This window comes from Streptomyces sp. MBT65, from assembly GCF_016612545.1.
Taxonomy (GTDB): Bacteria; Actinomycetota; Actinomycetes; order Streptomycetales; family Streptomycetaceae; genus Streptomyces.
This window is the reverse complement of sequence record NZ_JAENRY010000197.1, coordinates 1-26,266: the sequence shown is the minus strand read 5'-3', so window position 1 is coordinate 26,266 and position 26,266 is coordinate 1. Positions and strand designations below refer to the sequence as shown.

Genomic DNA, 26,266 nt, shown 5'->3' with positions numbered 1-26,266 from the left:
GGTCGACGTCGGCGGTGAGTCCACCCGCCCCGGTGCCTCCCGCGTCGACGAGGCCGAGGAGCTCAAGCGCGTCATCCCCGTGGTCCGCGGCCTCGCCTCCGAGGGCGTCACCGTCTCCGTGGACACCATGCGCGCCTCCGTCGCCGAGCAGGCCCTGACCGCCGGCGCCGCCCTCGTCAACGACGTCAGCGGCGGCCTCGCCGACCCCGCGATGATCCCGGTCGTCGCCGCCTCGGGCGCCCCCTTCGTGGTCATGCACTGGCGCGGCTTCCTGGAGGGCGGCAACGTGAGGGGCGTCTACGAAGACGTCGTCACCGAGGTCGTCGATGAACTGCACGCACGCGTGGAGGCCGTTCTCGCGGGCGGTGTCTCCCCGGACCGTGTCGTCGTCGACCCGGGCCTCGGCTTCTCCAAGGACGCCGAGCACGACCTCGTCCTCCTGGCCCATGTCGACCGCCTGCTCGCCCTCGGCCACCCCCTGCTCGTCGCGGCCTCCCGCAAACGGTTCCNAACGGTTCCTCGGCCGCGTCCTCGCCGGCCCCGAGGGCGCGCCCCCGCCCGCGCGCGAGCGCGACGCCGCCACGGCCGCCGTCTCCGCGCTCGCGGCGCACGCCGGCGCGTGGGCGGTGCGCGTCCACGAGGTCCGCGCCACGGCCGACGCCGTACGCGTCGCGCGCGCCGTCGAATGGGCGCGCGCCACCGGCGCCCCCGCTGCCTCGCACACCAGCTCCGAGGGAGCCCTGTGACCGCCCCCCACACCGACGTCGAGCAGGTGGAACTCGCCAACACCGCGTTCTACGAGACGCTCGAGCGCGGTGACTTCGACGAGTTGTCCGCGCTCTGGCTGACCCCGGCCGACCTCGGCATCGACGAGGAGTACCACGACCCGGCGGACAGCGGCGTGATCTCCTGCGTGCACCCGGGCTGGCCGGTGCTGACCGGCCGCGGCGAGGTCCTGCGGTCGTACGCGCTGATCATGGCGAACACCGAGTACATCCAGTTCTTCCTCACCGACGTGCACGTGTCCGTGACCGGCGACACCGCCCTGGTCACCTGCACGGAGAACATCCTCAGCGGCGGCCCCTCCCCCGACGACAGCGACGAACTGGGCCCGCTCGTCGGCCAGCTCGTGGTCGCCACGAACGTGTTCCGGCGCACCCCCGAGGGCTGGAAGCTCTGGTCGCACCACGCGTCCCCGGTGTTGGCCGAAAACGACGAGGACGACAGCGAGGACACCCCCAGCTGAGCGGGTAGGCGCCCATCAGGCTGAAGAAGTGGTTGGAATCACGAACCCCGGGGTAGGGGCGGCTACCGACCCATGAGCCACCGGGTTCCCCAGGGGAAACGCGCCACGAACCCTCGGGCCCCGGGCAGTGCCCGTGCCCTCGTGGCCCGGCATTGTCAGTGCCCGCAGGTAGATTCGTTCGAGGCCGGGGTACCGCCCACACACAGTACGAACCGGCCACCACCGACGATTGCAGGAGTGATTCGCGTGGATCGTGTCGCGCTGAGCGGGCTCAAGGCCCGCGGGCACCACGGCGTGTTCCCCAAGGAGCGCGAGGAGGGCCAGACCTTCATCGTGGACCTCGTCCTGGGCCTGGACACCCGGCCGGCCGCAGCCGACGACGACCTGACGAAGACCGTGCACTACGGCGTCGTGGCGGAGGAGGTCGTGGCCGTCGTCCAGGGTGAGCCCGTCAACCTCATCGAGACCCTCGCCGAGCGCATCGCGCAGACCTGCCTGAAGCACGAAGGGGTCGAGGAGGTCGAGGTCCGTGTCCACAAGCCGGACGCCCCGATCACCGTCCCCTTCGACGACGTGACCGTCACCATCACCCGGAGCCGAGTATGACCTTCTCGTTCACCGAGGGGCACAGCGACCCGACCGTCCAGCCAGTGCCCGCCTCCGTGGTGCAGCAGGTGGACGCCGCCGACACCACCCTCAGCAACCCGAGGCGCGCCGTGATCTCCATCGGCGCCAACCTGGGCAACCGCCTGGAGACCCTCCAGGGCGCCATCGACGCCCTGGAGGACACCCCCGGCGTCCGCATCAAGGCCGTGTCCCCGGTCTACGAGACGGAGCCGTGGGGCGTCGAACCCGGCAGCCAGCCGTCGTACTTCAACGCGGTCGTCGTCCTCAAGACCACCCTGCCCCCGTCCTCCCTGCTGGAGCGGGCGCACGCGGTCGAGGAGGCCTTCCACCGGGTCCGTGAGGAGCGCTGGGGCGCGCGCACGATCGACGTCGACATCGTCGCGTACGCCGACGTCGTCTCCGACGACCCGGTGCTGACGCTCCCCCACCCGCGCGCCCACGAGCGGGCCTTCGTGCTCGCGCCCTGGCACGACGTGGAGCCCGAGGCGCAGTTGCCCGGCCACGGCCCGGTCGCCGTCCTCCTGGACGACATCACCCGTGACGGCGTCGCGCCCCGCAAGGACCTGGAACTCCGGCTGCCCGAGTAGTCGTTAAGGTCGAGACGACCACAACGCCCGGACAGGGCACGGGGAGCTGAAGGGACACCGTGAGAGAGCTGCGGATCAGGGTGCTGGCCGGCGTGTTCGTGATCGCCGGAGTGCTGTCCTGGGCGGGGGCCCGCCTGTGGAGCGCGGTGGGGACCCTGCCGAGCGTCCCGCTGGCCGCGCCCGTCGTGCTCGCCGTGATCGCCGTGGTCCTGCTGGCCACGGCGCTCTCCCTGCGCGCCCGCCTCAAGGCACAGCGCGAGCGCCGCCCCGGCGCCAAGGGCGTCGACCCCCTGATGGCGGCCCGCGCGGTCGTCTTCGGTCAGGCCAGCGCCCTGGTCGCCGCCCTCGTCGCCGGCATGTACGGCGGCACGGGCGCCTACCTCCTGGAGTCCCTCGACATCCCCGCCCGCCGCGACCAGGCCATCTACGCCGGCTTCTCGGTCCTGGCGGGCATCGCGGTGATAGTCGCCGCGATCTTCCTGGAGCGCGTCTGCAAACTCCCGGAGGACGACGACAACAACGCGGCGGGGGCGACACCCGTCACCTGATGGCACCGTTCACAGGAGCGCCCCAAAGGGGTGCGGGGCTGTGTCGATCTGCGACTCCGCCGCGTGGGCGCGGCCAACCACAACGAAGCCGCACCTGACCGACGCCCCCGACCGCTCCCCCCGCTCCTCCCAGCGGACCGAACCGTCAGCGGGCCATGATCAGACTCATCGCCTCATTACGCGTCGCCGAGTCCCGCAACTGCCCCCGCACCGCGGACGTGATCGTCTTGGCGCCGGGCTTCCGCACCCCCCGCATCGACATGCACATGTGCTCGCACTCGACGACGACGATGACACCGCGCGGCTCCAGGATCTCCATCAGGGAGTCGGCGATCTGCGTGGTGAGTCGTTCCTGCACCTGCGGCCGCCGGGCGTAGACATCCACCAGCCGCGCCAGCTTCGACAGGCCCGTGATCTTGCCGTCGGCGGACGGGATGTAGCCGACATGGGCAACCCCGACGAACGGCACCAGATGGTGCTCACAGTTGCTCAGCACCTCGATGTCCTTCACCAGGACCATCTCGTCGTGCCCCAGGTCGAACGTCGTCGTCAGCACGTCCTCGGGCTTCTGCCACAGCCCCGCGAATATCTCCTTGTACGCCCGCGCCACCCGCGCCGGCGTCTCCCTGAGCCCCTCCCGGTCCGGATCCTCACCGACCGCGATCAGCAGTTCGCGTACGGCGTTCTCGGCGCGCTTCTCGTCGAAGACGCCGATCGCTCCCTCGCCGTCCAGCGTCACGGGATCGGTCATGTCGTGCCTCGTTCCTGTGCGGGTCGCGCGTGTGCGGACACACGCCTCAGTTGCGGGCATATGGAAAAGCCGCGCCCCCCAGGCTAAATCCAGGGGGGCGCGGCTTCCATTTCGAGCCGTGTGAGACGCGCGTCAGTTCTCGGGGCGGTCCTCCGGAGCCTTCTCCAGCGTGGGAGCGGACTCGGCGGTCGCACCGGCGGTGATCGCGGGACCCGCGCCGTTCGTCCCGTTCGTCAGTGACAGCTCCTTGGGGGAGAGCACCGGCGGGCGGGTGGACGGCGTACGGCGGGAGGAGCCGGTCCACGAGGGACGGGCCGGACGCCGGACGATGGGAGCGAAGACCTCGGCGATCTGCTCCTTGTTCAGCGTCTCCTTCTCCAGCAGCTGGAGCACGAGCGCGTCGAGCACGTCACGGTTCTCGACCAGGATCTCCCAGGCCTCGTTGTGCGCGTTCTCGATGAGCTTCTTGACCTCTTCGTCGACGAGCGCGGCGACCTCTTCCGAGTAGTCGCGCGGGTGCGACATCTCCCGGCCCAGGAAGGGCTCGGTGTTGTCGCCGCCGAACTTGATCGCGCCGAGGCGCTCGGTCATGCCGTACTGCGTGACCATCGCACGAGCCGTCGCGGTGGCCTTCTCGATGTCGTTCGCGGCGCCCGTGGTCGGGTCGTGGAAGACCAGTTCCTCGGCCGCGCGACCGCCCAGCATGTAGGCGAGCTGGTCGAGCATCTCGTTGCGCGTGGTCGAGTACTTGTCCTCTTCGGGCAGGACCATCGTGTAGCCCAGAGCACGGCCTCGGGAGAGGATCGTGATCTTGTGGACCGGGTCGGAGTTCGGGGAAGCCGCCGCGACCAGGGCGTGTCCGCCCTCGTGGTACGCGGTGATCTTCTTCTCCTTGTCCGACATGATCCGGGTCCGCTTCTGCGGGCCCGCGACCACACGGTCGATCGCCTCGTCCAGCATGGAGTTGTCGATCAGCTTGCGGTTGCCCCGGGCGGTGAGCAGGGCGGCCTCGTTGAGGACGTTGCTCAGGTCCGCGCCGGTGAAGCCCGGCGTACGACGGGCGACCGCGGAGAGGTCGACGTCCGGTGCGACCGGCTTGCCCTTCTGGTGGACCTTGAGGATCTCCAGACGGCCCTGCATGTCCGGGCGGTCGACCGCGATCTGGCGGTCGAAGCGGCCGGGGCGCAGGAGGGCCGGGTCGAGGATGTCGGGCCGGTTCGTCGCGGCGATGAGGATCACGCCGCCCTTGACGTCGAAGCCGTCCATCTCGACGAGCAGCTGGTTCAGCGTCTGCTCGCGCTCGTCGTGTCCACCGCCGAGGCCGGCGCCGCGATGGCGGCCGACCGCGTCGATCTCGTCGACGAAGACGATCGCCGGGGCGTTCGCCTTGGCCTGCTCGAACAGGTCACGGACTCGGGAGGCACCGACACCGACGAACATCTCGACGAAGTCGGAACCGGAGATCGAGTAGAAGGGCACCCCGGCCTCGCCGGCGACGGCACGCGCCAGCAGGGTCTTGCCGGTGCCGGGCGGGCCGTACAGGAGTACGCCCTTGGGGATCTTGGCGCCGACGGCCTGGAACTTCGCCGGCTCCTGGAGGAACTCCTTGATCTCGTGCAGTTCCTCGACGGCCTCGTCGGAGCCCGCGACGTCCGCGAACGTCGTCTTCGGGGTGTCCTTGGTGATGAGCTTGGCCTTGGACTTCCCGAAGTTCATGACTCGGGAGCCGCCGCCCTGCATCTGGTTCATCAGGAACAGGAAGACGACCACGATGAGGACGAAGGGGAGCAGCGACAGCAGGATCCCGACGAAAGCGTTCTGCTTCGTCGGCGAGACCGTGTAGCCGTCCGGAATCTGCTTGTCCTGGTACTTGGTCTGCAGCGTGGCCGCGAGGTCCACGCCTTGGTCGCCGATGTAGCTCGCCTGGATCTTGGAGCTGCCCTCGACCTTCGCACCGCTCTTGAGCGTGACCTTGATGGTCTGCTCGTCGCCGGTGGTGATCTTGGCCGACTCGACCTTGTTGTCATTGATCGCCTGGACGACCTGGCCGGTGTCCACCGTCTTGTAGCCACCGGACGAGCCGACGACCTGCATCAACACGACCACGGCAAGGACGGCCAGCACGATCCACATGACCGGCCCACGGAAGTATCGCTTCACGTCCATCCATACGGAGCGAATTCGCTCCGTCCCTCCTGCCATAGTGAGTTTGATAAAGACAGTTCTTCTGACCGTACCCCAGCCATGTTGCCCGAAGTCGCACGGGACGGCTGGGAGACGCGTCTGCATGCTCCAACGGCGCGAAACCCGCTGGGGTTCCCGATCGTCTTACAGGGCTTGGGCCGAGTGGCTCTAGCCGCCGTAGACGTGCGGCGCGAGCGTACCGACGAACGGGAGGTTGCGGTACTTCTCGGCGTAGTCGAGGCCGTAGCCGACGACGAACTCGTTCGGGATGTCGAAGCCGACCCACTCCACGTCGATGGCGACCTTTGCCGCCTCCGGCTTGCGGAGCAGGGTGCAGATCTTCAGCGAATCGGGCTCGCGCGAGCCGAGGTTGGAGATCAGCCAGGACAGCGTCAGTCCCGAGTCGATGATGTCCTCGACAATGAGGACGTGCTTGCCCTTGATGTCGGTGTCGAGGTCCTTGAGGATCCGCACGACACCGGAGGACTGGGTGCCCGCGCCGTACGACGACACGGCCATCCAGTCCATGGTGACGGGGGTGGACAGCGCCCGGGCGAGGTCCGCCATGACCATCACCGCGCCCTTGAGGACGCCGACGATCAGCAGATCCTTGCCCGCGTACTCCGCGTCGATCTTCGCGGCGAGCTCCACGAGCTTCGCGTCGATCTCTTCTTTGGTGATGAGCACCGACTGGAGGTCGTCACCCATGTCTTTCGCGTCCACCCGCATCACTTTCGGTCGTCCAACCGGCCACTACCTGGTCCCGCCCCCGGAGGTCCGGAGGGGGTGTCGATTCAGCCCTGCCGAATCACCAGTCTGCCACCCTGGCGCCGGGCGACGACCTTGCCCGGGAGATTGATGGCTCCCTGGCCGCGCCAGCCGGTGATCAGCCGGTCGACTTCCTCGATGTGCCGGGCGAACAGCGAACCGGCCGGGGCGCCGGCCTTGATGGCGGCCCGGCGCAGGATGCGGCGGCGTACGGCGGGCGGCAGGGCGTAGAGCTTGGCGCACTCCAGCAGGCCGGTGGCATCGCGTACGGAGGCCTCGGCCTGGCTGGCCCAGGTGTCGAGGGCGTCGGCGTCGTCCCGGGAGAGTTGAGCCGTACGGGCGAGCGCTTCCACGACCCCTTTGCCGAGCGCCTTCTCCAGGGCGGGCAGGCCTTCGTGGCGCAGCCGGGAGCGCGTGTAGGCGGGGTCGGCGTTGTGCGGGTCGTCCCAGACGGGCAGCGACTGGACCATGCAGGCCTTGCGGGCGGTCTGCCGGTCGAGTTGCAGGAAGGGGCGGCGGTAACGGCCGTCGGCCCCCGAGACCGCGGCCATTCCGGACAGGGAGCGGATGCCGGAGCCGCGGGCGAGGCCCAGCAGGACGGTTTCCGCCTGGTCGTCGCGTGTGTGGCCGAGCAGGACCGCGGCGGCGCCGTGCCGGGCGGCACAGGCGTCGAGGGCGGCGTAGCGGGCGTCCCGGGCTGCTGCCTCGGGGCCGCCCTCGCGGCCCACGGTCACGGAAGTGGCTTCCACGGGGTCCAGGCCCAGTTCGCGCAGGCGCAGGACGACCTCGTCGGCGCGCAGGTCGGAGCCGGCCTGGAGGCCGTGGTCGACGGTGATGCCGCCGGCCCGGATGCCCAGCTTGGGGGCTTCGAAGGCGAGGGCGGAGGCGAGGGCCATGGAGTCGGCGCCGCCGGAGCATGCGACGAGCACGAGCGGCGAGGGCGGGCGCTCGTGCGAGGTGTGCCGGGAGGCGCCGGCGGTCTGCAGGGCCTCGTGGTCGGTGAGGATGTCGTGGAGGACGCGGCGGACCGCCAGGCGTATCGCCGCGACCGCAGGATGGGGACCCATGTCCGGTTCCCTTCATGAAGTTTTCGGGGGGTTGGCCCGAGGTTCGGTCACTCAGAGTGTGTAGATGGTGACAGAACCGGGGCGTTCCCCGAGCATCGCACGCCTACCCATCGCTCACGGTCCCTCGGACGGGTGATTGCGGGGGCGTTCGCCTGCCGTCGGCCGAATCCGTTTCACCCCGTCCGCGACCCGTTCACGACTCGGCCTTGCGGTGCACCCGCGCGACCCAGTCCGCCGGTTTGGCGATCTCCGTCTTCGTCGGCAACGTGTTCGGGGAGGTCCACACCCGGTTGAAGCCGTCCATGCCCACCTGTTCGACGACCGCGCGTACGAATCGCTCGCCGTCCCGGTACTGCCTCAGTTTGGCGTCCAGACCCAGCAGCTTGCGCAGCGCCGAGTCCAGCCGGGAGGCGCCCTTGGCCCGTCGCTGCTGAAACTTCTCGCGGATCTCCGCGACGCTCGCCACCACGTCCGGGCCGACGCCGTCCATCACGAAGTCGGCGTGCCCCTCCAGGAGGGACATCACGGCGGTGAGCCGGCCGAGGATCTCCCGCTGGGCGGGCGTCTGCACGATCTCCACCAGGGACCGGCCCTCGTCGTCCTCCTCGCCCTCGGGCCGACCGCCGGCCAACGACTGGGCGGCCTCCCGGATGCGCTCCAGGACGGTCATGGGGTCGACCTCGGTCTCCCCCAGGAACGACTGGATCTCGCCCTCCAGGTGGTCCCGCAGCCAGGGCACCGCCGTGAACTGCGTGCGGTGCGTCTCCTCGTGCAGACACACCCACAGGCGGAAGTCGTGGGGCTGTACGTCGAGTTCGCGCTCCACGTGCACGATGTTCGGCGCGACCAGCAGCAGCCGCCCGCCCTTCGCGCCCGCCGGCAGCTCGCGGGTCGCCGGGGCGAAGGTCTCGTACTGGCCGAGCACGCGCGAGGACAGGAACGACAGCAGCATGCCCAGCTCGACGCCGGTCACCTTGCCGCCGACCGCTCCGAAGACCGCGCCCCCGGGGGTGTTGCCGCGCCGCTCCTGCATCTTGTCGAGCAGCGGCTTGAGGACCTCCCGGAACCCGGCGACGTTCGCCCGCACCCAGCCGGGGCGGTCGACGACCAGGATCGGGGTGTCGTGGAGATCGTCCGTACCCATCCGGGTGAAACCCCGGACGTGTTGCTCCGAGGCCTTCGCATGCCGGCGCAGCTCCGCGACGACGGCCCGGGCCTCGTCACGGCTCACGTCGGGGCCCGGCCGCACGAGTCGGGTCGCGGTCGCCACCGCGAGATTCCAGTCGACCATCTCTGCACCACCGATGCTCGTCATGCGTCAACCGTACGTGAGCGCTGCCGCTGGGGGCAGGGCACGAGGTCGGTCAGGTGAGCGGCTGTTGTGAGGGCACCCGGTGTTGTTGGCTGTGCCCACCCGTTCCGGGTCCTAACTGCAGCCGCACGCCGCCAGTGCCGTTGCCGTGTGGTCCAGGGCCGCCTGGGCCTCCAGTTTGTTCGTCGTGTTCGACGCCAGGAAGGCGAAGGCCAGGAGTTGGCCGTCCTTGTCCACGACCGTGCCCGCCAGCGTGTTGACGCCTGTGAGAGTGCCGGTCTTGGCGCGTACGACGCCGGCCGCGCCCGTGGCGTCCGTGTAGCGGGTCGTCAGGGTGCCCGTGAAACCGGCGACGGGGAGACCGGTGAGGACCGGGCGGAGTTCGGGGTGGGCCGGGTCGCCTGCCTTGACCAGGAGGGCGGTCAGGAGGTCGGCGGTGAGGCGGTCGTCGCGGTTCAGGCCGCTGCCGTCGTTGAACGCGGCGCCCTTGAGCGGGAGTTGGAGCTTCTTCAGTTGGGCGGCGATCGCCGCGGCGCCGCCGTCGAAGTCGGCGCGCCCGCCCGTCGCCACGGCGGTCTGGCGGGCCAGGGCCTCCGCGATGTCGTTGTCGCTGTTGGTCAGCATCCGCTCGACGATGTCGGACAGCGGGGGCGAGGAGACCGTGGCGAGGGTGGCCGCGCGGGCGGTCGCCTTCGAGGGGCCCGGGGACGTCGTCCTGATGCCGCGCTCCTCGAGGAAGCCCGCGAACTTCTTCGCCGCGTCCCCCGCCGGGTCCGTCACGCGCAGCACCTGACCGCTGGACGAGTCGTCGGTACGGCCCTCGTCGGCGGACAGGGCGGTCACCGGGGCGAGGTTGTCGTTGACCCCGATCGGGTGGAGTTCGGAACCGACGTACAGGGTCTTGTCGTACGACAGCGTCACCTCGCGCATGCCGCGCTTCTTCAGGGCGGCCGCCGTGCTGTCGGCGAGCGTGCGCAGGCTCGCCCAGCCCTCGGCGTCCTTGTGGGCGGTCAGCGTGGGGTCGCCGCCGCCGACCAGGACGAGTTCCTTGGTGTCGGGCTCCAGGGCGGTGCGGGTGGTGAAGCGGTGGTCGGCGCCCAGCGCGGAGAGGGCGGCCACGGCGGTGGCGATCTTCGTGGTCGAGGCCGGGGTCAGGGCGTCGTCGGCGCCCACTCCGTAGAGGCGCTTTCCGGTCGACACGTCCACCACGGCGGCCGTGTGGCGGGTGCCGAGCGCCGCGTTGTCCAGGAGGGGGTTGAGCACGTCCGCGAGGGCGGTGCCGGTCGGCGCCGACTTCACGGTGTTCGCGGAGCCGCCGAGGGCGACCAGGACGGATGCGGCGCTGGGGGCGGGACGGGGTGCCTTGGCGGACGTATCGGAATTACGGCCGTGATCTACGCCACCTGAACGTTCCTGTGCGACTGCGTGGTCCCGCTCGGCCGTACGCTGACCGGAGGAGTCCCAGGGACCGGCGGCGGTCACCACACCGGCGGCCAGTGCCATTCCGGCGGTGGCGGCGACGGCGGTGAACTGCCAGGTCCTGTTCGGCCGCGGCACCTTCGCGACCTGCGGTGACACGGACGCGACGAGCCGGGCGACGTGCGGTGACACGGTGTCAGTGAGCCGCGTGACCTGAGGTCTCACGGCTTGGTTGAGCCGCGTGACCTGTGACCCCGCGACTTGCTTGACCCGTGTGACCTGCGGTTTCGCGGATCGCGCGGCCCGCTCGAGACGGGGCCGGACGGCTCGCGCGACCCGCGCCACATGCGGTCTCGCGGCCCGCCAAGGCCTCAGCTCCGGCACGACCACCAGCCCCTTTCGCGATCACACACCTGCGTGAGGGACACTTAACCACCAGAACTATGTGCTGATCATGGAGGAGCCACCGGTGGAGTTCGACGTCACGATCGAGATCCCGAAGGGTTCGCGGAACAAGTACGAGGTGGACCACGAGACCGGTCGGATCCGCCTGGACCGTCGACTCTTCACCTCGACCAGTTACCCGGCCGACTACGGCTTCGTCGAGAACACTCTCGGCGAGGACGGCGACCCGCTGGACGCGCTGGTCATCCTGGAGGAGCCGACTTTCCCCGGCTGCCTCATCAAGTGCCGCGCGATCGGCATGTTCCGGATGACCGACGAGGCCGGCGGCGACGACAAGCTGCTGTGCGTCCCGGCGTCCGACCCGCGTGTGGAGCACCTGCGTGACATCCACCACGTGTCGGAGTTCGACCGCCTGGAGATCCAGCACTTCTTCGAGGTCTACAAGGACCTGGAGCCCGGCAAGTCGGTCGAGGGTGCCAACTGGGTGGGCCGTACGGACGCCGAGGCGGAGATCGAGCGCTCGTACAAGCGGCTGAAGGAGCAGGGCGGCCACTGAGCCCCTTGCGCAGGAACGGGCCGCACGCGCACGCGTGCGGCCCGTTTGCATGTCTGTGCGCATACTGAGGATCACTGGAGGTGTCGTTCAGGGAGTGCTACGGAGTGACGGAAGCGGAGGACCGCAAGCCGCAGTCGGACGAGGTCAGGAGCGCGTTCACGGCTCCCTCGGGTGTCGCTGCCGCTGACGGGGAGTCGTCCACGACCTCGGAGTTCGCCGTTCCGCGCGGGCTCGACGTGACGGCGCCGGCCGTCGACGATTCCGAGGGATCGGCGTTCAGCACGCCCAGCACCTACAGCGCCAGAGAGGCACCGCCCGCCTTCACCCCGCCGACCGGGATCCCCCTCGTCAGCCTCACCAAGGACGTGCCCTGGCAGGACCGCATGCGCACGATGCTGCGGATGCCGGTGTCCGAGCGGCCCGCACCGGAGCCGGTGCAGAAGCCCGACGACAGCGGTCCCGCCGTACCGCGCGTGCTCGATCTGACGCTCCGCATCGGCGAGTTGCTGCTCGCGGGCGGGGAGGGCGCGGAGGACGTCGAGGCGGCGATGTTCGCGGTCTGCCGCTCCTACGGCCTCGACCGCTGCGAGCCGACCGTCACCTTCACGCTCCTCTCGATCTCCTATCAGCCCTCCCTGGTGGACGATCCGGTGACCGCGTCCCGGACCGTACGGCGCCGGGGCACCGACTACACACGGCTCGCGGCCGTGTTCCGGCTGGTCCAGGACCTCAGCGACCCGGAAACGGCACTCTCCTTGGAGGACGCCTACCGGCGGCTCGCCGAGATGCGGCGCAACCGGCACCCGTACCCCGGCTGGGTCCTGACCTCCGCCAGCGGGCTGCTCGCGGGCGCCGCCTCCGTGCTCGTCGGCGGTGACATCATCGTGTTCTTCGCGGCCGCGCTCGGCGCGATGCTCGGCGACCGGCTCGCGTGGCTGTGCGCGGGGCGCGGGCTGCCGGAGTTCTACCAGTTCACGGTCGCCGCGATGCCGCCCGCCGCGATAGGGGTCGCGCTCACGGTCGCCAACGTCGACGTGAAGGCCTCCGCGGTCATCACCGGTGGGCTGTTCGCCCTGCTGCCCGGGCGGGCGCTGGTGGCGGGCGTACAGGACGGACTGACCGGCTTCTACATCACCGCGGCGGCCCGGCTCCTCGAAGTCATGTACTTCTTCGTCGGCATCGTGGCCGGCGTCCTGATCGTCCTGTACTTCGGCGTGAAGCTCGGTGCGCAGCTCAACCCCGACGTGGCCCTCGGCAACTCCGACCGGCCGCTGTGGCAGATCGGCGCGTCCGTCCTGCTGTCGCTGACCTTCGCCGTACTGCTCCAGCAGGAACGATCCACCGTCCTGCTCGTGTCCCTCAACGGGGGTGTCGCCTGGTCTGTCTACGGGGCGATGCGCTTCGTCGCGGAGATCTCACCGGTTGCGTCCACGGCCGTTGCGGCGGGGCTGGTCGGGCTGTTCGGGCAGTTGCTGTCCCGGTACCGGTTCGCGTCGGCGCTGCCCTACACGACCGCGGCGATCGGGCCCCTGCTGCCGGGGTCGGCCACTTATTTCGGTCTGTTGGCGATCGCGCAGAACGAGGTCGACAAGGGGCTGGTGTCGTTGGCCACGGCGGCGTCGCTCGCCATGGCCATCGCCATCGGGGTCAATCTGGGGTCGGAGATCTCGCGGCTGTTCCTGCGGGTCCCGGGGGCTTCCGCGGGGGCCCGGCGGGCCGCCAAGCGGACGCGGGGGTTCTGAGCGCCGCCCGGGAGTCAGCCCTGGGGATAGCCGTTCTGCGAGTAGCCCTGGTCCTGGCCCTGGTTGTCGTACGGCGGGTACTGCTGGTTGCCGTACTGCTGGTTGCCGTAGGGCTGCTGTTGGTACGTCTGCTGGGGGTACGGCTGCTGTTGCTGGGGCTGCGCGTAGTACTGGTCGTAGCCGTTGTTCTGGTCGTACTGCTGTTGCTGCGGCTGCTGTTGCTGCTGTTGGGGCTCGTCCACGCGGCGGAGCTGGGTCGTCGAGTCGTCCATGATCACCGGGAACGGCTGGGTCGCGGCCGGGTCGCCGGGCTGCTCCTGGGACTCCCGGGGCTGCTTCTTGGCCTTGGAGCGGGCTCGGAGGAACTCGATGATGATCGGGACCACGGAGACGAGGACGATCAGGATGAGGATCGCTTCGATGTTCTTGTGGACGAAGTCGATGTTGCCGAGCCAGGAACCCAGCAGGGTCACGCCCGCGCCCCACAGGACGCCGCCGATCACGTTGAACGTGATGAAGGAGCGGTACTTCATGCCGCTGACGCCGGCGATGATCGGCGTGAACGTGCGCACGATGGGCACGAAGCGGGCCAGGACCAGGGACTTGGGGCCGTACTTCTCGAAGAACTCGTGCGCCTTGACCACGTTCTCCTGCTTGAAGAGGCGTGAGTCCGGGCGGTTGAAGAGCGAGGGGCCGACCTTCTTGCCGAAGACGTAGCCCGCCTGGTCGCCGAGGATCGCGGCGACACAGATCAGTGCGACGGCCGCCCACAGCGGGAAGTCGAGGGTGCCCGCGGTGATCAGCAGGCCGCAGGTGAAGAGCAGCGAGTCACCCGGCAGGAAGAACCCGATGAGCAGGCCGGACTCCGCGAAGACCACGAGGAGCAGGCCCCAGATCCCGAACCGGTCGAGCATGGTGTTCGGATCGAGCCAGCTCGGGCCGAGGGCCATCGTCATCACGGTTCCGGGCTCCTGAGGGTGGAGGGAGGGGCAGCGTCCAGGTGCGGCCGCACAAAGCTATCAACGCCATGTGTCCGTCCCAGGTTCCACCGGTGTCTCCAGGATGCACTGTGCATCCCATAGGGCAAAGCTGTGAGCCGTGGGTGACGATGACCATATGGGTATCGACGAATACGGCGGCGGCCAGGGGCCGCAGGCCGATGTGCTGGTCGTGACGACGAACGACGTTCCCGGGTACCGGGTCGAGCAGGTGATCGGCGAGGTGTTCGGGCTGACCGTGCGCTCACGGCATCTCGGCAGCCAGATCGGCGCCGGTCTGAAGTCGATGGTCGGCGGTGAACTGAAGGGGCTCACCAAGACCCTGGTGCAGACCCGCAACCAGGCCATGGAGCGGCTCATCGAGCAGGCACGCGCGCGTGGGGCCAACGGCGTCCTGGCGTTCCGCTTCGACGTGACCGAGGCGGCGGACGTCGGCACCGAGGTGTGCGCCTACGGGACGGCGGTGGTCCTGGCCCGGGAGTGACCCCGGACCAACCGCCTACGGGGTGTGCCGGGACGCGTTCGCCAGGATCGCGTCCCGGAGGTGCTCGGCCAGGCCCGGGGCCATGGAGTCGTAGAACGCCTTGAAGCGCTCGTCGGAGACGTACATGCCGGCGAGGCAGACGTGCATCTCGTGGGAGCACGTGTAGAACCAGCGGTCGATGTGCAGGCGGTGTTCCTCGGCCAGGTTCATGGCCTCCTCGGCGGTGGGTGGCTCGCCGGTGGTCACCAGGGTGGCGTAGCGCTCGCTCCAGGCGTCGACCTCGGCCTGGAGGCGTTTCCAGTCGGCCTTGGTGTAGCGGGCGGCCCTGCGTTGCGACTCGGCGTAGGACTCGGTGCCGCCCCAGCGCTGTTCGGCCTCTTCGGCGTACTGCTCGGGGTCCTTGTCGCCGAAGACCTCGAAGCGTTCCTCGGGGGTGAGATCGATGCCCATCGTGCGTGCCTCCATGGCGTGTTCCACGGCCTCGGCCATCTTCTGGAGCTTCTCGATCCGGGCGGTCAGCAGTTCGTGCTGGCGGCGCAGGTGTGCGCGCGGGTCCGTCTCCGGGTCGTCGAGCAGGGCCGCGACCTCGTCGAGCGGGAAGCCGAGTTCCCGGTAGAACAGGATCTGTTGCAGCCGGTCGAGGTCGGTGTCGCCGTAGCGCCGGTGACCCGCGTGACTGCGCTCGCTCGGGACGAGCAGGCCGATGTCGTCGTAGTGGTGCAACGTGCGCACGGTGACCCCGGCGAACCCGGCGACCTGTCCTACGGAATAGCTCACTTCCGCTCCCTTCGGTGTCCGCACCCCACGCTGAGGCCTCACGTCACGTGAGGTGCAAGCCCCGAACTCCCGAGATGTTCGGTCCGTTTTGCCCGCTTATGGTGAGCCCGTGGCCCAGGACAGCGCGCAACAGGCACCAGCCGCCCCTACGACCCCGGCGCGCACCCTGCTGCCGTTGATCGTCCCCGCCCTGGTCGTGGGCGTGCTCGCGAGTCTGCTCTTCATCGCGGTGAGCGAGGTGGCCGAGCAGCTTCAGCACGTGCTCTGGAAGAACCTGCCCGACGCCCTGGGCATCGGCCGCTACTCGGTGCTGTGGATGCTCGTCATGCTGACGGCCACCGGCATCGTGGTCGGGCTGGTGGTGTGGAAGGTCCCGGGGCATGCCGGTCCCGATCCGGCCACCACCGGCCTGGAGGCCGTACCGCTGCCGCCCATGGTGCTGCCGGGTCTCCTGCTGGCGACCGCGCTGATGCTCGCGGGCGGGCCGAGTCTCGGCCCGGAGAACCCGATCATCGCCGTCAACGTGGGGCTCGCGCTGTGGGCGGGGCGCAGGCTGGCGCCGCGGGTGCCGGGCGGTGTGTGGGGGGCGCTGGCCGAGTCGGCGACCATCGGGGCGCTGTTCGGGACGCCGGTCGCGGCGGCCCTGCTCATCTCGGAGGCGCTGGCCGGCCGGAACACCAAGGGCGCCCTCTGGGACAACGTGTTCGCGCCGCTCGCGGCGGCCGGTGCGGGCGCCATGACGACCACCCTGGTGGCCCATCCGACCTTCGACCTGCATCTGCCCGCGTTCGGCCGGCCGGGCTGGGGCGACCTGCTGGCGGTCCTGGTGCTGGCGCCGCTGGCCGCGCTGCTCGGAATGACCGCGGTCTACCTCTTCCCGTACGCCCATGCCGCCTTCTCCCGCCTCCGGCACCCCATGCTGGCGCTTCCGGCCGGTGGGCTCGTGCTGGGCCTTCTGGCGGCCGTGGGCGGCCATCTGACGCTCTTCAAGGGGCTGGACGAGGTCGGGGCGCTCGCGGCCGATCCCGAGGGCTGGTCGGCGGGCCAGTTCGCGACGATGACGGTGGTGAAGCTGGCGGCGCTGCTGGTCGCCGCGTCCTGCGGTTTCCGGGGCGGGCGGATCTTCCCGTCGGTGTTCATCGGCGTGGCGTTCGGTCTGTTCGCCCACGCGGTCGTGCCCGCGGTGGACCCGGCGCTCGGGGTCGCGGCGGGCGTCCTGGGCATGCTCCTGGCGATCACCCGGCAGGGCTGGGTGAGCCTGTTCACCGCCGCCATCCTGGTGGCCTCGCCCGCGATCCTCGCCCTGCTCTGCATCGGCTCGCTGCCGGCCTGGCTGCTGGCGACCGGGAGACCGCAGATGCAGTTGCGCGCGGACGGAACTCCGGTTCGCTAGTACCCGTTGGTTCTTTTGATCCTTATCGGAGGCACGCCCATGCCGTTGCACGAAGGTCCCGAGCAATCCGCCGAGCGCCCCATGTCCGTGAACCCCTTCTACGGGGAGGCCAATCCGGTCGGTGGCATGACCGAGGCCCCGCCGAAGCACCGGCTCCCGGACACCCCGTTGCCTCCGATGACGGCGGCCCAGCTCGTGCACGACGAGCTGATGCTGGACGGCAACTCCCGCCTGAACCTGGCGACGTTCGTCACCACCTGGATGGAGCCGGAAGCCGGCGTCCTGATGGCGGAGTGCCGGGACAAGAACATGATCGACAAGGACGAGTACCCCCGCACCGCGGAGCTGGAGAAGCGCTGCGTGGCGATGCTCGCGGACCTGTGGAACGCACCGGATCCGTCAGCCGCCGTGGGCTGTTCGACGACCGGCTCCAGCGAGGCCTGCATGCTCGCCGGAATGGCCCTGAAGCGCCGCTGGACGCAGCGCAACAAGGACCGCTACCCGGCCGCCCGCCCGAACCTGGTGATGGGGGTCAACGTCCAGGTCTGCTGGGAGAAGTTCTGCAACTTCTGGGAGGTCGAGGCCCGCCAGGTCCCCATGGAGGGCGACCGCTTCCACCTCGACCCGCAAGCCGCGGCCGAGCTGTGCGACGAGAACACCATCGGGGTCGTCGGCATCCTCGGCTCCACCTTCGACGGCTCCTACGAACCGATCGCCGACCTGTGCGCCGCTCTGGACGCACTCCAGGAGCGCACCGGCCTCGACATCCCGGTCCACGTGGACGGCGCGTCCGGCGCGATGGTCGCCCCCTTCCTGGACGAGGACCTGGTCTGGGACTTCCGCCTCCCGCGCGTGGCCTCGATCAACACCTCGGGGCACAAGTACGGCCTGGTCTACCCGGGCGTCGGCTGGGCCCTGTGGCGCGACAAGGAGGCCCTCCCCGAGGAACTCGTCTTCCGCGTCAACTACTTGGGGGGCGACATGCCCACCTTCGCCCTCAACTTCTCCCGCCCCGGCGCCCAGGTGGTGGCCCAGTACTACACGTTCCTCCGGCTCGGCCGAGAGGGCTACCGAGCCGTACAACAGTCGACCCGCGACGTGGCCCGCGGCCTGGCGGACCGCATCGAAGCACTGGGCGACTTCCAACTCCTCACCCGAGGCGACGAGTTGCCGGTCTTCGCCTTCACCACCGCCCCCCACGTCCAGGCCTACGACGTGTTCGACGTCTCCCGTCGCCTCCGGGAACACGGCTGGCTGGTCCCGGCGTACACCTTCCCGGCCGACCGCGAGGACCTCTCGGTCCTCCGCATCGTCTGCCGCAACGGCTTCTCGGCGGACCTGGCGGAACTGTTCCTGGACGACCTGACCCGCCTCCTCCCCGAACTTCGCCGCCAGCCCCACCCGTTCACCCCCGACAAGGGAGCGGCGACGGGCTTCCATCACTGAGCCACAACCGCGCGGAACTCACCTCCCGAGCCCGCGGAACCGCCGTACGGCAAGCGGGAAGAACACGGCCAGCAGTGCGAGCGGCCAGGCCACAGCGGCCCAGACGTGCCCCGGTTCCCCGCCAGGCCCGCCGAAGAGGTCGCGTACGGCTGTCGCGGTCTGGGACATCGGGTTCCACTGCACGACCGTGCCCAGCCACCCCGGCATCGCGTCCGGCGTGGCAAGCGCGTTGGAGAGAAAGCCGACCGGCCACACCAGGATCTGCACGGCCTGCACCATCTCGGGCCGCCCCGCGACCAGCGCCAGTTGGATGCCGACCCACAACATGGCGAACCGGAAGAGCAACAGCAGCCCCACGGCGCCCAGGAACCCACCGGGGCCGCCCTGCGGGCGCCAGCCCAGCACGAGACCGACTCCGATCAGCACGACCAGCCCGATCGCCGACTGAAGCATGTCCGCGGCCGAACGCCCCACCAGGATCGCCTCGTCGGCCATCGGCATGGACCGGAAGCGGTCGATCACCCCCTTGTTGAGGTCCTGGGTGACGGCGAGCATCGTGCCCTCCAGGCCGAAGGCCATGGTCAGCGCGAGCATCCCGGGAACCAGGTAGTCGACGTAGGGACCCTCGACCGCGCGCCCACCGCCGATCAGATAGCCGAACATCAGCAGCAGCATCACCGGGAAGACGAGACTCACCACGACCTGCACGGGCTGCCGCGCCCAGTGGGCGAGTTCACGTCGTGTCATGGTCCAGGAATCGGTCAGGGCGTAGGCGCTCACACGGCCTCCTTGTGCGTTCCGGTGAGATGCAGGAACACCTCGTCCAGGGTCGGTCGCCGCAGCGCCACGTCCTCGGCGTCGATCCCGGCCTCCTCCAGCGCTCTTACGACTCCGGAGAGCGCCGTCATCCGGTCGGTGACCGGGGCACTGAGCAGCCGGCGGTCGACGTCGACGGAGACGCCCGCCTCGGGGACGGGCAACAGGGCGACGGCGGCGCCCAGTTGACCCGCGTCGCGCAGGACGACGTCGATACGGTCCCCGCCGGTGCGGGACTTCAGCTCGTCCGGGGTGCCGTCGGCGATGACCCGGCCCCGGTCGACCACCGAGACCCGGTGGGCGAGTTGGTCGGCCTCCTCCAGGTACTGGGTGGTGAGCAGGACCGTCGTACCGCCGTCGACCAGCGAGCGGACCGCCGCCCACACCTCGGCCCGGCCGCGCGGGTCGAGGCCGGTCGTCGGCTCGTCCAGGAAGAGGATCTCCGGCGCGGTGACGAGCGAGGCGGCGAGGTCGAGGCGGCGGCGCATGCCGCCGCTGTAGGCGCGGACGGGTTTGCGGCCGGTGTCGGCGAGGTCGAACCGTTCGAGGAGTTCGTCGGCGCGCACGCGCGCGTGGCGGGCGCCGAGGTGGTGGAGCCGGGCGAACATCTCCAGGTTCTGCCGACCGCCCAACTCCTCGTCGAGGGCCGCGTGTTGACCCAGCAGACCGATGCGGAAGCGGACCGCGCGGGCCTCGGTCAGCACGTCGTACCCGGCCACCTCGACGCGGCCCGAGTCGGGCCGCAGCAGGGTGGACAGGACCCGGACCAGGGTCGTCTTGCCGGCACCGTTGGGACCGAGCACGCCGTGCACGGTGCCGCGCGCGACATGAAGATCGAGCCCGTCGAGCGCCTTCTTGACCCCCTTGCCCCCCTCGGAGGTCTCGGCCGCCTTGGCCTTCCCTGCCTTCCTGGCCTTCTTCTCGCCGTACGTCTTGTGTGCGCCCTCGACGGTGATCGCCGTGTCGGCCACGGAACACTCCCTCACTAGTCAAGCTTGACTACTAGCTCGAAAGTAACCCCCTCGACCGCGTTAGTCAAACTTGATTAGCGAGCGTCCCCGGGATGTCGTTCCCCCGTCGCGTACGGGTTCTCGTCGCCGTCCTTCAGTACGCCGACGAACGGCGCGCCCTCCCCCGCGAAGGTGTACGCCCCGCCCTCGATGCGCCCGATCAGCCCTTCGGTCCACGCGGCCTCTGCATCGGCCGTGTGGACCCAGAGGTTCATGATCTCGCCGATGTGGCCCAGCTGTTCGGGGCCGTCCGCGGGGATGTAGTGCTCGGTGACCGAGGCCCGCCACCGGTCGATACCCCGGGTGCGCTCCTTGAGCAGCGCCACCGCCTCCGCCCTCGGCAGGTCGACGATGAAGCCGATGGCGGCGGACTTGACGTCCATCTGCTGGTCGTAGGACGTCAGCGCCTCGCGCAGCAGCCGGAGGTACTCCTCGGTGCCCCAGTCGGTGATCTCGTACTCGGTGCGGGGCGGGCCCCCGGCCGTGGACGGCGCGATCTCGTGGGCGTGCAGGAGTCCCTGCTTGGCCAGTTGCTTGAGCGCGTGGTAGATCGAGCCGGGCTTGGCGTTGGACCACTCGTGCGCGCCCCAGTATTCGAGGTCGTTGCGCACCTGGTAGCCGTGAGCCCGCCCGTGCTGGCGTACGGCGCCGAGCACGAGAAGACGGATCGCTGACATGCGCCCAGCGTAGAACCCGGGAGGCCAGGGCCCGTCCGGTGGATCCTGCCGCAGACACGGGGGAGGTGGGGTGGCACGCACTCCCCCGCTGCCTCAAGGCGTGGGGAGGAACCCCAGCCGCGGCCGACGCCTCCGCCGCCTTGCGGCTGCGCGCACCACACCCCGCTCGGCCGCGCTGATCAGGCGCTGCCGCTCCCCTGCACCCTGATCCGCCGGACAGGAACTAGCCCAAGGTGCCGCCCCGCTCCTTCACGACCAGCTCGTAGGCGGTGGCGCCGTCGAGGGACTCGCGGATGATGTCGGCGTGGCCGGCGTGCCGGGCCGTCTCGCGGATCAGGTGCAGGCAGAGCCAGCGCACGGAGACACGGCCCTCCGGCGGGAACCAGGGCTCGCTCGGGACCGGGAAGGTGTCGTCCAGGCTCGGCACCGAGCGGATGTACGCCTCGGTCTCGGCGGCGACCTTCTCCCAGTAGGCGAGCTGCGACTCGACGGTCTCGCCGTCGACCAGTCGGAACGTCTCGTGCCAGTTGGTCTGGTCGCGCTGGACGGCCGGCGGTTCCTGCTTCGCCCGGGCGATCCAGCCCTGCTCGACGTCGGCGACATGCTTGAGCAGCCCGGAGAGGGAGAGTTCGCTCGCGCTCGGCCTGCTCGCGGCCTGTTCCTCGGTCAGCCCGAGCAACGACCTGCGGATACCGCCCCGTTGGTCCTCGATGAACGTGAGCAGCGACCCGCGCTCGTCGCCCTGTGTGTCCGCGGGTACGTGCGTGACCATGGCCTTCGCCTTTCGCCGGTGCCGGCCGGGAGCCTGTCCCCCTGCCCGACGTCGATGAAGCTACGGGCCATCGAGGTCAGGTTCTGTCCTCAATGGCCCGGCTCACGGCGACGTACTCAGAAAGGGGGGATCAGAACGGGAAACCGCTCCGCCCGTGCTGCACCGAGATCCACTTCAGGCTGGTGAACGCGTCCAGCATCGACTCGCCGTTGAGGCGGCCCACGCCGGAGGCCTTCTCGCCGCCGAAGGGGACGATCGGCTCGTCGTGGACGGTGCCGTCGTTGACGTGGAACATGCCCGTGTCGATCTGCTTGGCGAAGTTGACGCCGCGCTCGATGTCGCCGCTGTGCACCGCGCCGCTGAGGCCGTACGGCGTGTCGTTGACGATGCTCACGGCCTCCTCCTCGCCGTCGAACGGGATGAGGAAGGCGATCGGGCCGAAGACCTCCTGGCGGAGCAGCTCCGAGTCCGCGGGGAGGCCGGTGAGGACCGAGGGCGAGACCAGGTTGTCGGTGGTCGTGCCGTGCACCAGGGCCGTCCCACCCTCCGCGAGCGCCTGCTCGACGACACCCGAAAGGGCGTCCGCCTGCGAGGAGTTGATGACCGGGCCGATCACGGTCTGCGGGTCGCGCGGGTCTCCGACCTTGAGGGACCTGACCTTGGCGACGAACTTCTCGGTGAACTCGTCGGCGATCGCGCGGTCGACCAGGACACGGTTCGCGGCCATGCAGACCTGGCCCTGGTGGACGTAGCGGCTGAAGACCGCCGCGTCGACCGCGTAGTCGATGTCGGCGTCGTCGAGGACCACGATCGCGCTGTTGCCGCCGAGTTCGAGGACCGCGCGCTTGAAGTTCGCGGCGCAGACGGTCGCGACATGGCGGCCGACCTTGTCCGAGCCGGTGAAGGAGATGACCTTCGGGACCGGGTGCTCGATGAAGGCGTCGCCGATCTCCGCGATGTCGGTGATGACGACGTTGAGCAGACCGGCCGGCAGGCCCGCGTCCTCGAAGATCTTCGCGACCAGGGAACCGCCGACGATCGGGGTGTTCTGGTGCGGCTTGAGGACCACGCCGTTGCCCAACGCCAGTGCGGGGGCCACCGACTTGAGGGAGAGCAGGAGCGGGAAGTTGAAGGGGCTGATCACGCCGACCACGCCCACCGGGACGGTGTAGACGCGGTTCTCCTTGCCGTCGACCGGCGAGGGGATGATGCGGCCCTGGGGGCGCAGCGCGAGGTGGATCGCCTCGCGCAGGAACTCCTTGACGAGGTGCAGCTCGAAGCCGGCCTTCAGGAAGGTGCCGCCGAGTTCGGCGACGATCACCTCGGAGATCTCCTGCTCGCGGTCCTCGATGATCCGCAGAGCCTTCTCGAACACCGCGCGGCGGGCGTAGGGGTTGGTCGCGGCCCAGGTCTTCTGGGCACGGGCGGCCGCCTGGTACGCCTCGTCGACCTCGTCGACCGTCGCTATCGTGATCGACGCGAGCTTCTCGCCGTCGTACGGGTTGAAGTCGATGATGTCCCAGGAGCCGGTGCCCGGGCGCCACTCACCGTCGATGTACTGCTGCGCCAGGTCGGTGAAGTAGGACGACATGTGATCCCTCAATCGCTCAATCGTCAGCAGGCACGATCAATGGCAGACACGATCAACAGCAGACCGGACCATCCATCACGCTCACGATCATCACGGTCTGATCACACGTCATCGTACTTGTGTTTCAAGAGAGTTGAAGCAGTCCCCGGAGAAGATCCCGGCTCTCGTCCGGACCCGGGCTGTCCTGCTGGAGTTCCTTCAGCGCCTTCTCGTACTGGGCCACGTCCTCGGCCTTGTCGAGGTACAGCGCGCTGGTGAGCTGCTCCAGGTAGACGACGTCGGAGAGGTCCGACTCCGGGAAGGACAGGAGCGTGAAGGCGCCGGACTCGCCGGCGTGCCCGCCGAAGCCGAACGGCATCACCTGGAGGCGGACGTTGGGGTGCTCGGAGACCTCGATCAGATGCTGGAGCTGACCGCGCATCACCTCGCGGTCGCCGTAGGGGCGGCGCAGGGCGGCCTCGTCCAGGACGATGTGGAAGTCCGGCGCGTTCTCGTTCACCAGGTACTTCTGCCGCTCGAGTCGCAGCGCCACACGCCGCTCCACGTCGGCCTCGCTCGCGCCCTTCATGCCGCGCCGGACGACCGCGCGGGCGTAGGCCTCGGTCTGGAGCAGTCCGTGGACGAACTGGACCTCGTAGACGCGGATGAGGGAGGCGGCGCCCTCCAGGCCCACATAGGTGGGGAACCAACTGGGCAGGACGTCCGAGTAACTGTGCCACCAGCCCGCTACGTTGGCCTCCTTCGCGAGGGAGAGGAGTGAGATGCGCTCCGCCTCGTCCGTGATGCCGTACAGCGTCAACAGGTCCTCGACATCCCGCGTCTTGAAGCTCACACGCCCCAGCTCCATGCGACTGATCTTGGATTCGGAAGCACGGATCGAGTACCCCGCGGCCTCGCGGGTGATCCCGCGTGCTTCACGCAGTCGCCTGAGTTGCGAGCCGAGCAGCATCCGCCGCACCACCGATCCGGGCTCTTGCGCGCTCACGTTCGCCAGCCTCCCCAACCGTCTTCAGGGGCCGCAGTCTGCCACTAAAACACTTCGAGCAGTACTCGTTCGATTACAGAAATGGAAAGAAGAGGTTCCTGTTCACAGGAAGTTGTCAGGAAGACGTCAGGAAGAAGCAAGGCTGGAGCGCGAGAACGGCGCGAACTTGGCGGAAAAAATGGCCAACAAGCGGTACGGGAGGGTCCAATTCGGTCAGCTGCACGTGCATCTGCCCTTGCATCTGCTGTACGCATCCGAAACCATGGTCTCGCGCCACCGCTGCATCGCAACGACCGCGAATTCCCGGGAGTGCCTCGCATGGGGACGAATGGATCGACCATGCTCGAGCCGTTACGGCAGGGCCTTCCGCCGCTGGACCCCTCAACCGTGTCCAGCGCCGCCTCTTGTGCTCTGCCCGCGCGCTACGAAGCGGTGCGCGAGGCACGGCAGTTCACCCGTCGCACGCTCGACCAGTGGGACGTCGGCGACCGCTTCGACGACGTCTGTCTGGTCGTCTCCGAACTGGTCACCAACGCGCTGCGGCACGCCCTGCCGGCCAACACTCCGCGGGTGCCCGAGCAGAACCCGCCCGTGCGGCTGCATCTGATGCGCTGGACCGAGCGGCTCGTGTGCGCGGTGCGCGACCCCAGTCACGACAGTCCCGTCGCCCGTGACTCGGAGGACTTCTCGGCGGAGTCGGGGCGCGGCCTGTTCCTCGTCGACTCGTTCGCCGACGGCTGGGGCTGGCATCCGCTGGCGGGGACGCTCAGCGGCAAGGTGGTCTGGGCGCTGTTCCGGCTGCCGGGCGACCCGGCGCGGAGCAACGCGTGAGGAACCGCGGCTCTCTTTCGGGCCGCGGTTCTACGCGCGTTGTCGACAGGTGGGCGGGTCGGTCGGCTAGCCCACTATCAGGTGGTCGAACTCGCCGTCCTTGATGCCCAGGAGCATCGCCTCGATCTCGGCGCGGGTGTAGACGAGCGCCGGGCCGTCGGGGAAGCGGGAGTTGCGTACGGCGACGTCTCCGCCGGGCAGCCGGGCGAACTCCACGCAGGAGCCCTGCGAGTTGCTGTGCCGGCTCTTCTGCCAGGCCACTCCGTCCAGCTGCGTGGCAGCCATGCCGTTGTACACGTCGAACCCCAAGTACACGCTGTCAACGCGGTGGTCCACAGGTCGCTCCCGGTTGTGCACTGGCTGGTGTGGCCATTGATGCAGTGGTCAACTGTTCCGGATCATAGCCCTGTTCATGTGCAGATGCATGGGCAGATGCACGTGCACGCGGGGTGGTCCTCCGGTTACAGCTTTGACGACTGCTTTACCGATGCCGTTCCAGCGTCTGCCCCGGTCCCCACCGGACATGTGCCGGTGCGGGACATGTACTAGTGAAGACGCGTACCGGGGCGCCCGTGTTCCACAGGGAGGCGGCTATCGCGTCGAGTAGGGCAACAATGCCATCTCCCTGGCGTTCTTGATCGCAATCGCCAATTGCCTTTGCTGCTGGGCGGATACGCCGGTGACCCGTCGGCTGCGGATCTTCCCTCGGTCGGAGACGAACTTCCGCAGCAGGTCGGTGTCCTTGTAGTCGATGTACGTCACGCCGGCCGCGTCCAGGGGGTTACGGCGGGACTTGGCGGGCCGGCGTTCGGGCTTGCGGGGCACGGTCAGATCTCCAGGAAGGCGTCGAAGGCGGACGGGAGGCGTTTCCAGGCGGCTCGGCCCGCGGCGTACTCGGTGTCGGTCAACAGACAGGACTCCAGGAGCCGTTCGAGTCCGTCGCGGTCGAGCCCGGGGGACGTGAAGACGAGGTGCTGGCAGCAGTCGCCGTGCTCCGGATGCCAGTCGAGCGCGGCGGCGGCCCGGCGCACCGGCGGCACCAACTCCCAGGCGGCGTCCGGCAATGAGGCCAGCCACGGCCCCGCGCTCTCCACGCACAGCGCCCCGCCGGCCGCGTCCCAGTGGATCAACGAGTCGGGCCGGTCAGCGAGCCAGAACCGCCCCCGGCTACGGGCGGCCGCGCAGGTCAGATCCTCCAGCGCGGCATACAACCGCTCCGGGTGAAAGGGCCGGCACCGATGCCAGACGAAGGTGCCGGCCCTTTCACCCGGAGC

27 protein-coding genes and 1 pseudogene are annotated in these 26,266 nt (G+C 69.5%); 11 read left to right on the top strand and 17 right to left on the bottom strand.

Annotated elements, in window-relative coordinates; translation table 11 throughout:
* From folP to JHN63_RS34590, 5 genes and pseudogenes are all read left to right on the top strand, one after another.
* Nucleotides 1-746, top strand: a pseudogene (gene folP / locus JHN63_RS34610) (dihydropteroate synthase); the annotation flags it as partial.
* Nucleotides 743-1,246, top strand: coding sequence for a nuclear transport factor 2 family protein (locus JHN63_RS34605; RefSeq protein ID WP_200688284.1), 504 nt, complete (start codon nucleotides 743-745; stop codon nucleotides 1,244-1,246). The pseudogene folP and the gene JHN63_RS34605, both read left to right, overlap by 4 nt.
* Before the next feature lie 246 nt (nucleotides 1,247-1,492).
* Nucleotides 1,493-1,852, top strand: a complete 360-nt coding sequence (folB, locus tag JHN63_RS34600) for a dihydroneopterin aldolase (protein WP_200688283.1) — start codon at nucleotides 1,493-1,495, stop codon at nucleotides 1,850-1,852.
* Nucleotides 1,849-2,460: a 2-amino-4-hydroxy-6-hydroxymethyldihydropteridine diphosphokinase gene (gene folK / locus JHN63_RS34595; protein ID WP_200688282.1), complete on the top strand. Its 612-nt coding sequence runs from the start codon at nucleotides 1,849-1,851 to the stop codon at nucleotides 2,458-2,460. Before folB ends, folK begins: the two co-directional genes overlap by 4 nt.
* A gap of 59 nt (nucleotides 2,461-2,519) precedes the next feature.
* The gene (locus JHN63_RS34590) at nucleotides 2,520-3,008 is read left to right on the top strand and encodes a DUF3180 domain-containing protein (RefSeq protein WP_200688280.1); all 489 of its coding nucleotides are present in this window, start codon (nucleotides 2,520-2,522) and stop codon (nucleotides 3,006-3,008) included.
* Nucleotides 3,009-3,153: 145 nt separating this feature from the next.
* Here the strand turns inward: JHN63_RS34590 and folE are convergent, their stop codons facing one another.
* The 6 genes from folE to dacB form a co-directional block, all read right to left on the bottom strand.
* Entirely contained in the window at nucleotides 3,154-3,759 is a 606-nt protein-coding gene (folE, locus tag JHN63_RS34585; RefSeq protein ID WP_200688278.1) for a GTP cyclohydrolase I FolE, read from the bottom strand.
* Nucleotides 3,760-3,891: 132 nt separating this feature from the next.
* Nucleotides 3,892-5,925, bottom strand: coding sequence for an ATP-dependent zinc metalloprotease FtsH (gene ftsH, locus JHN63_RS34580; protein ID WP_200688277.1), 2,034 nt, complete (start codon nucleotides 5,923-5,925; stop codon nucleotides 3,892-3,894).
* A 186-nt stretch (nucleotides 5,926-6,111) separates the two neighbouring features.
* Nucleotides 6,112-6,672 carry a hypoxanthine phosphoribosyltransferase gene (hpt, locus tag JHN63_RS34575; protein WP_019064278.1) on the bottom strand — a complete coding sequence of 187 codons (561 nt, stop codon included), beginning with the start codon at nucleotides 6,670-6,672 and terminating at the stop codon, nucleotides 6,112-6,114.
* Nucleotides 6,673-6,737: 65 nt separating this feature from the next.
* Nucleotides 6,738-7,778, bottom strand: a complete 1,041-nt coding sequence (gene tilS / locus JHN63_RS34570) for a tRNA lysidine(34) synthetase TilS (protein WP_200688276.1) — start codon at nucleotides 7,776-7,778, stop codon at nucleotides 6,738-6,740.
* A 193-nt stretch (nucleotides 7,779-7,971) separates the two neighbouring features.
* Nucleotides 7,972-9,093 carry a zinc-dependent metalloprotease gene (locus JHN63_RS34565; RefSeq protein ID WP_200688257.1) on the bottom strand — a complete coding sequence of 374 codons (1,122 nt, stop codon included), beginning with the start codon at nucleotides 9,091-9,093 and terminating at the stop codon, nucleotides 7,972-7,974.
* Between the two features lie 111 nt (nucleotides 9,094-9,204).
* Nucleotides 9,205-10,854, bottom strand: coding sequence for a D-alanyl-D-alanine carboxypeptidase/D-alanyl-D-alanine-endopeptidase (dacB, locus tag JHN63_RS34560; RefSeq protein ID WP_200688288.1), 1,650 nt, complete (start codon nucleotides 10,852-10,854; stop codon nucleotides 9,205-9,207).
* A 124-nt stretch (nucleotides 10,855-10,978) separates the two neighbouring features.
* On the opposite strand from dacB, the gene JHN63_RS34555 reads away from it, so the two are divergent.
* Nucleotides 10,979-11,470 (top strand): inorganic diphosphatase, encoded by a 492-nt coding sequence (locus JHN63_RS34555; protein WP_019070224.1) that lies wholly within the window; start codon nucleotides 10,979-10,981, stop codon nucleotides 11,468-11,470.
* A gap of 104 nt (nucleotides 11,471-11,574) precedes the next feature.
* Nucleotides 11,575-13,212: a threonine/serine exporter ThrE family protein gene (locus JHN63_RS34550; RefSeq protein ID WP_200688255.1), complete on the top strand. Its 1,638-nt coding sequence runs from the start codon at nucleotides 11,575-11,577 to the stop codon at nucleotides 13,210-13,212.
* 14 nt (nucleotides 13,213-13,226) lie between these two features.
* Here the strand turns inward: JHN63_RS34550 and JHN63_RS34545 are convergent, their stop codons facing one another.
* Entirely contained in the window at nucleotides 13,227-14,168 is a 942-nt protein-coding gene (locus tag JHN63_RS34545; RefSeq protein WP_234478145.1) for a VTT domain-containing protein, read from the bottom strand.
* A 160-nt stretch (nucleotides 14,169-14,328) separates the two neighbouring features.
* On the opposite strand from JHN63_RS34545, the gene JHN63_RS34540 reads away from it, so the two are divergent.
* On the top strand, nucleotides 14,329-14,694 hold the full coding sequence (locus JHN63_RS34540) for a YbjQ family protein (RefSeq protein WP_200688251.1): 366 nt from the start codon (nucleotides 14,329-14,331) through the stop codon (nucleotides 14,692-14,694).
* Between the two features lie 15 nt (nucleotides 14,695-14,709).
* Here JHN63_RS34540 and JHN63_RS34535 read toward each other — a convergent pair whose 3' ends face one another.
* Nucleotides 14,710-15,471, bottom strand: coding sequence for a MerR family transcriptional regulator (locus tag JHN63_RS34535; RefSeq protein WP_200688249.1), 762 nt, complete (start codon nucleotides 15,469-15,471; stop codon nucleotides 14,710-14,712).
* A gap of 109 nt (nucleotides 15,472-15,580) precedes the next feature.
* Between JHN63_RS34535 and JHN63_RS34530 the strand changes: the two genes are divergently transcribed.
* Together JHN63_RS34530 and JHN63_RS34525 are read left to right on the top strand one after the other, a co-directional pair.
* Nucleotides 15,581-16,864, top strand: a complete 1,284-nt coding sequence (locus JHN63_RS34530; RefSeq protein WP_200688247.1) for an ion channel protein — start codon at nucleotides 15,581-15,583, stop codon at nucleotides 16,862-16,864.
* Nucleotides 16,865-16,903: 39 nt separating this feature from the next.
* The gene (locus JHN63_RS34525; RefSeq protein WP_200688246.1) at nucleotides 16,904-18,310 is read left to right on the top strand and encodes a glutamate decarboxylase; all 1,407 of its coding nucleotides are present in this window, start codon (nucleotides 16,904-16,906) and stop codon (nucleotides 18,308-18,310) included.
* 18 nt (nucleotides 18,311-18,328) lie between these two features.
* On the opposite strand, the gene JHN63_RS34520 is transcribed toward JHN63_RS34525, so the two are convergent.
* The 6 genes from JHN63_RS34520 to JHN63_RS34495 form a co-directional block, all read right to left on the bottom strand.
* Nucleotides 18,329-19,090, bottom strand: coding sequence for an ABC transporter permease (locus tag JHN63_RS34520; protein WP_200688244.1), 762 nt, complete (start codon nucleotides 19,088-19,090; stop codon nucleotides 18,329-18,331).
* Entirely contained in the window at nucleotides 19,087-20,097 is a 1,011-nt protein-coding gene (locus tag JHN63_RS34515) for an ATP-binding cassette domain-containing protein (protein ID WP_200688242.1), read from the bottom strand. The genes JHN63_RS34520 and JHN63_RS34515 overlap by 4 nt, the downstream gene beginning before the upstream one ends.
* Before the next feature lie 74 nt (nucleotides 20,098-20,171).
* The gene (locus tag JHN63_RS34510) at nucleotides 20,172-20,813 is read right to left on the bottom strand and encodes a PadR family transcriptional regulator (protein ID WP_200688240.1); all 642 of its coding nucleotides are present in this window, start codon (nucleotides 20,811-20,813) and stop codon (nucleotides 20,172-20,174) included.
* A gap of 223 nt (nucleotides 20,814-21,036) precedes the next feature.
* Nucleotides 21,037-21,585 (bottom strand): DinB family protein, encoded by a 549-nt coding sequence (locus JHN63_RS34505; RefSeq protein WP_200688238.1) that lies wholly within the window; start codon nucleotides 21,583-21,585, stop codon nucleotides 21,037-21,039.
* Nucleotides 21,586-21,715: 130 nt separating this feature from the next.
* Nucleotides 21,716-23,176, bottom strand: a complete 1,461-nt coding sequence (locus JHN63_RS34500; RefSeq protein WP_200688236.1) for an aldehyde dehydrogenase family protein — start codon at nucleotides 23,174-23,176, stop codon at nucleotides 21,716-21,718.
* Nucleotides 23,177-23,300: 124 nt separating this feature from the next.
* A complete protein-coding gene (locus JHN63_RS34495; RefSeq protein WP_200688286.1) occupies nucleotides 23,301-24,125 on the bottom strand; it encodes a helix-turn-helix transcriptional regulator in 825 nt (274 codons plus the stop codon).
* Nucleotides 24,126-24,479: 354 nt separating this feature from the next.
* Between JHN63_RS34495 and JHN63_RS34490 the strand changes: the two genes are divergently transcribed.
* Entirely contained in the window at nucleotides 24,480-24,992 is a 513-nt protein-coding gene (locus JHN63_RS34490; RefSeq protein ID WP_200688234.1) for an ATP-binding protein, read from the top strand.
* A 66-nt stretch (nucleotides 24,993-25,058) separates the two neighbouring features.
* On the opposite strand, the gene JHN63_RS34485 is transcribed toward JHN63_RS34490, so the two are convergent.
* The 3 genes from JHN63_RS34485 to JHN63_RS34475 form a co-directional block, all read right to left on the bottom strand.
* Nucleotides 25,059-25,277: a DUF397 domain-containing protein gene (locus JHN63_RS34485; protein WP_234478148.1), complete on the bottom strand. Its 219-nt coding sequence runs from the start codon at nucleotides 25,275-25,277 to the stop codon at nucleotides 25,059-25,061.
* Nucleotides 25,278-25,583: 306 nt separating this feature from the next.
* Nucleotides 25,584-25,817, bottom strand: coding sequence for a 30S ribosomal protein S18 (rpsR, locus tag JHN63_RS34480; protein WP_200688230.1), 234 nt, complete (start codon nucleotides 25,815-25,817; stop codon nucleotides 25,584-25,586).
* Nucleotides 25,818-25,819: 2 nt separating this feature from the next.
* A partial coding sequence (locus tag JHN63_RS34475; protein WP_200688228.1) for a GTP-binding protein occupies nucleotides 25,820-26,266 on the bottom strand: 447 nt, incomplete at its 5' end.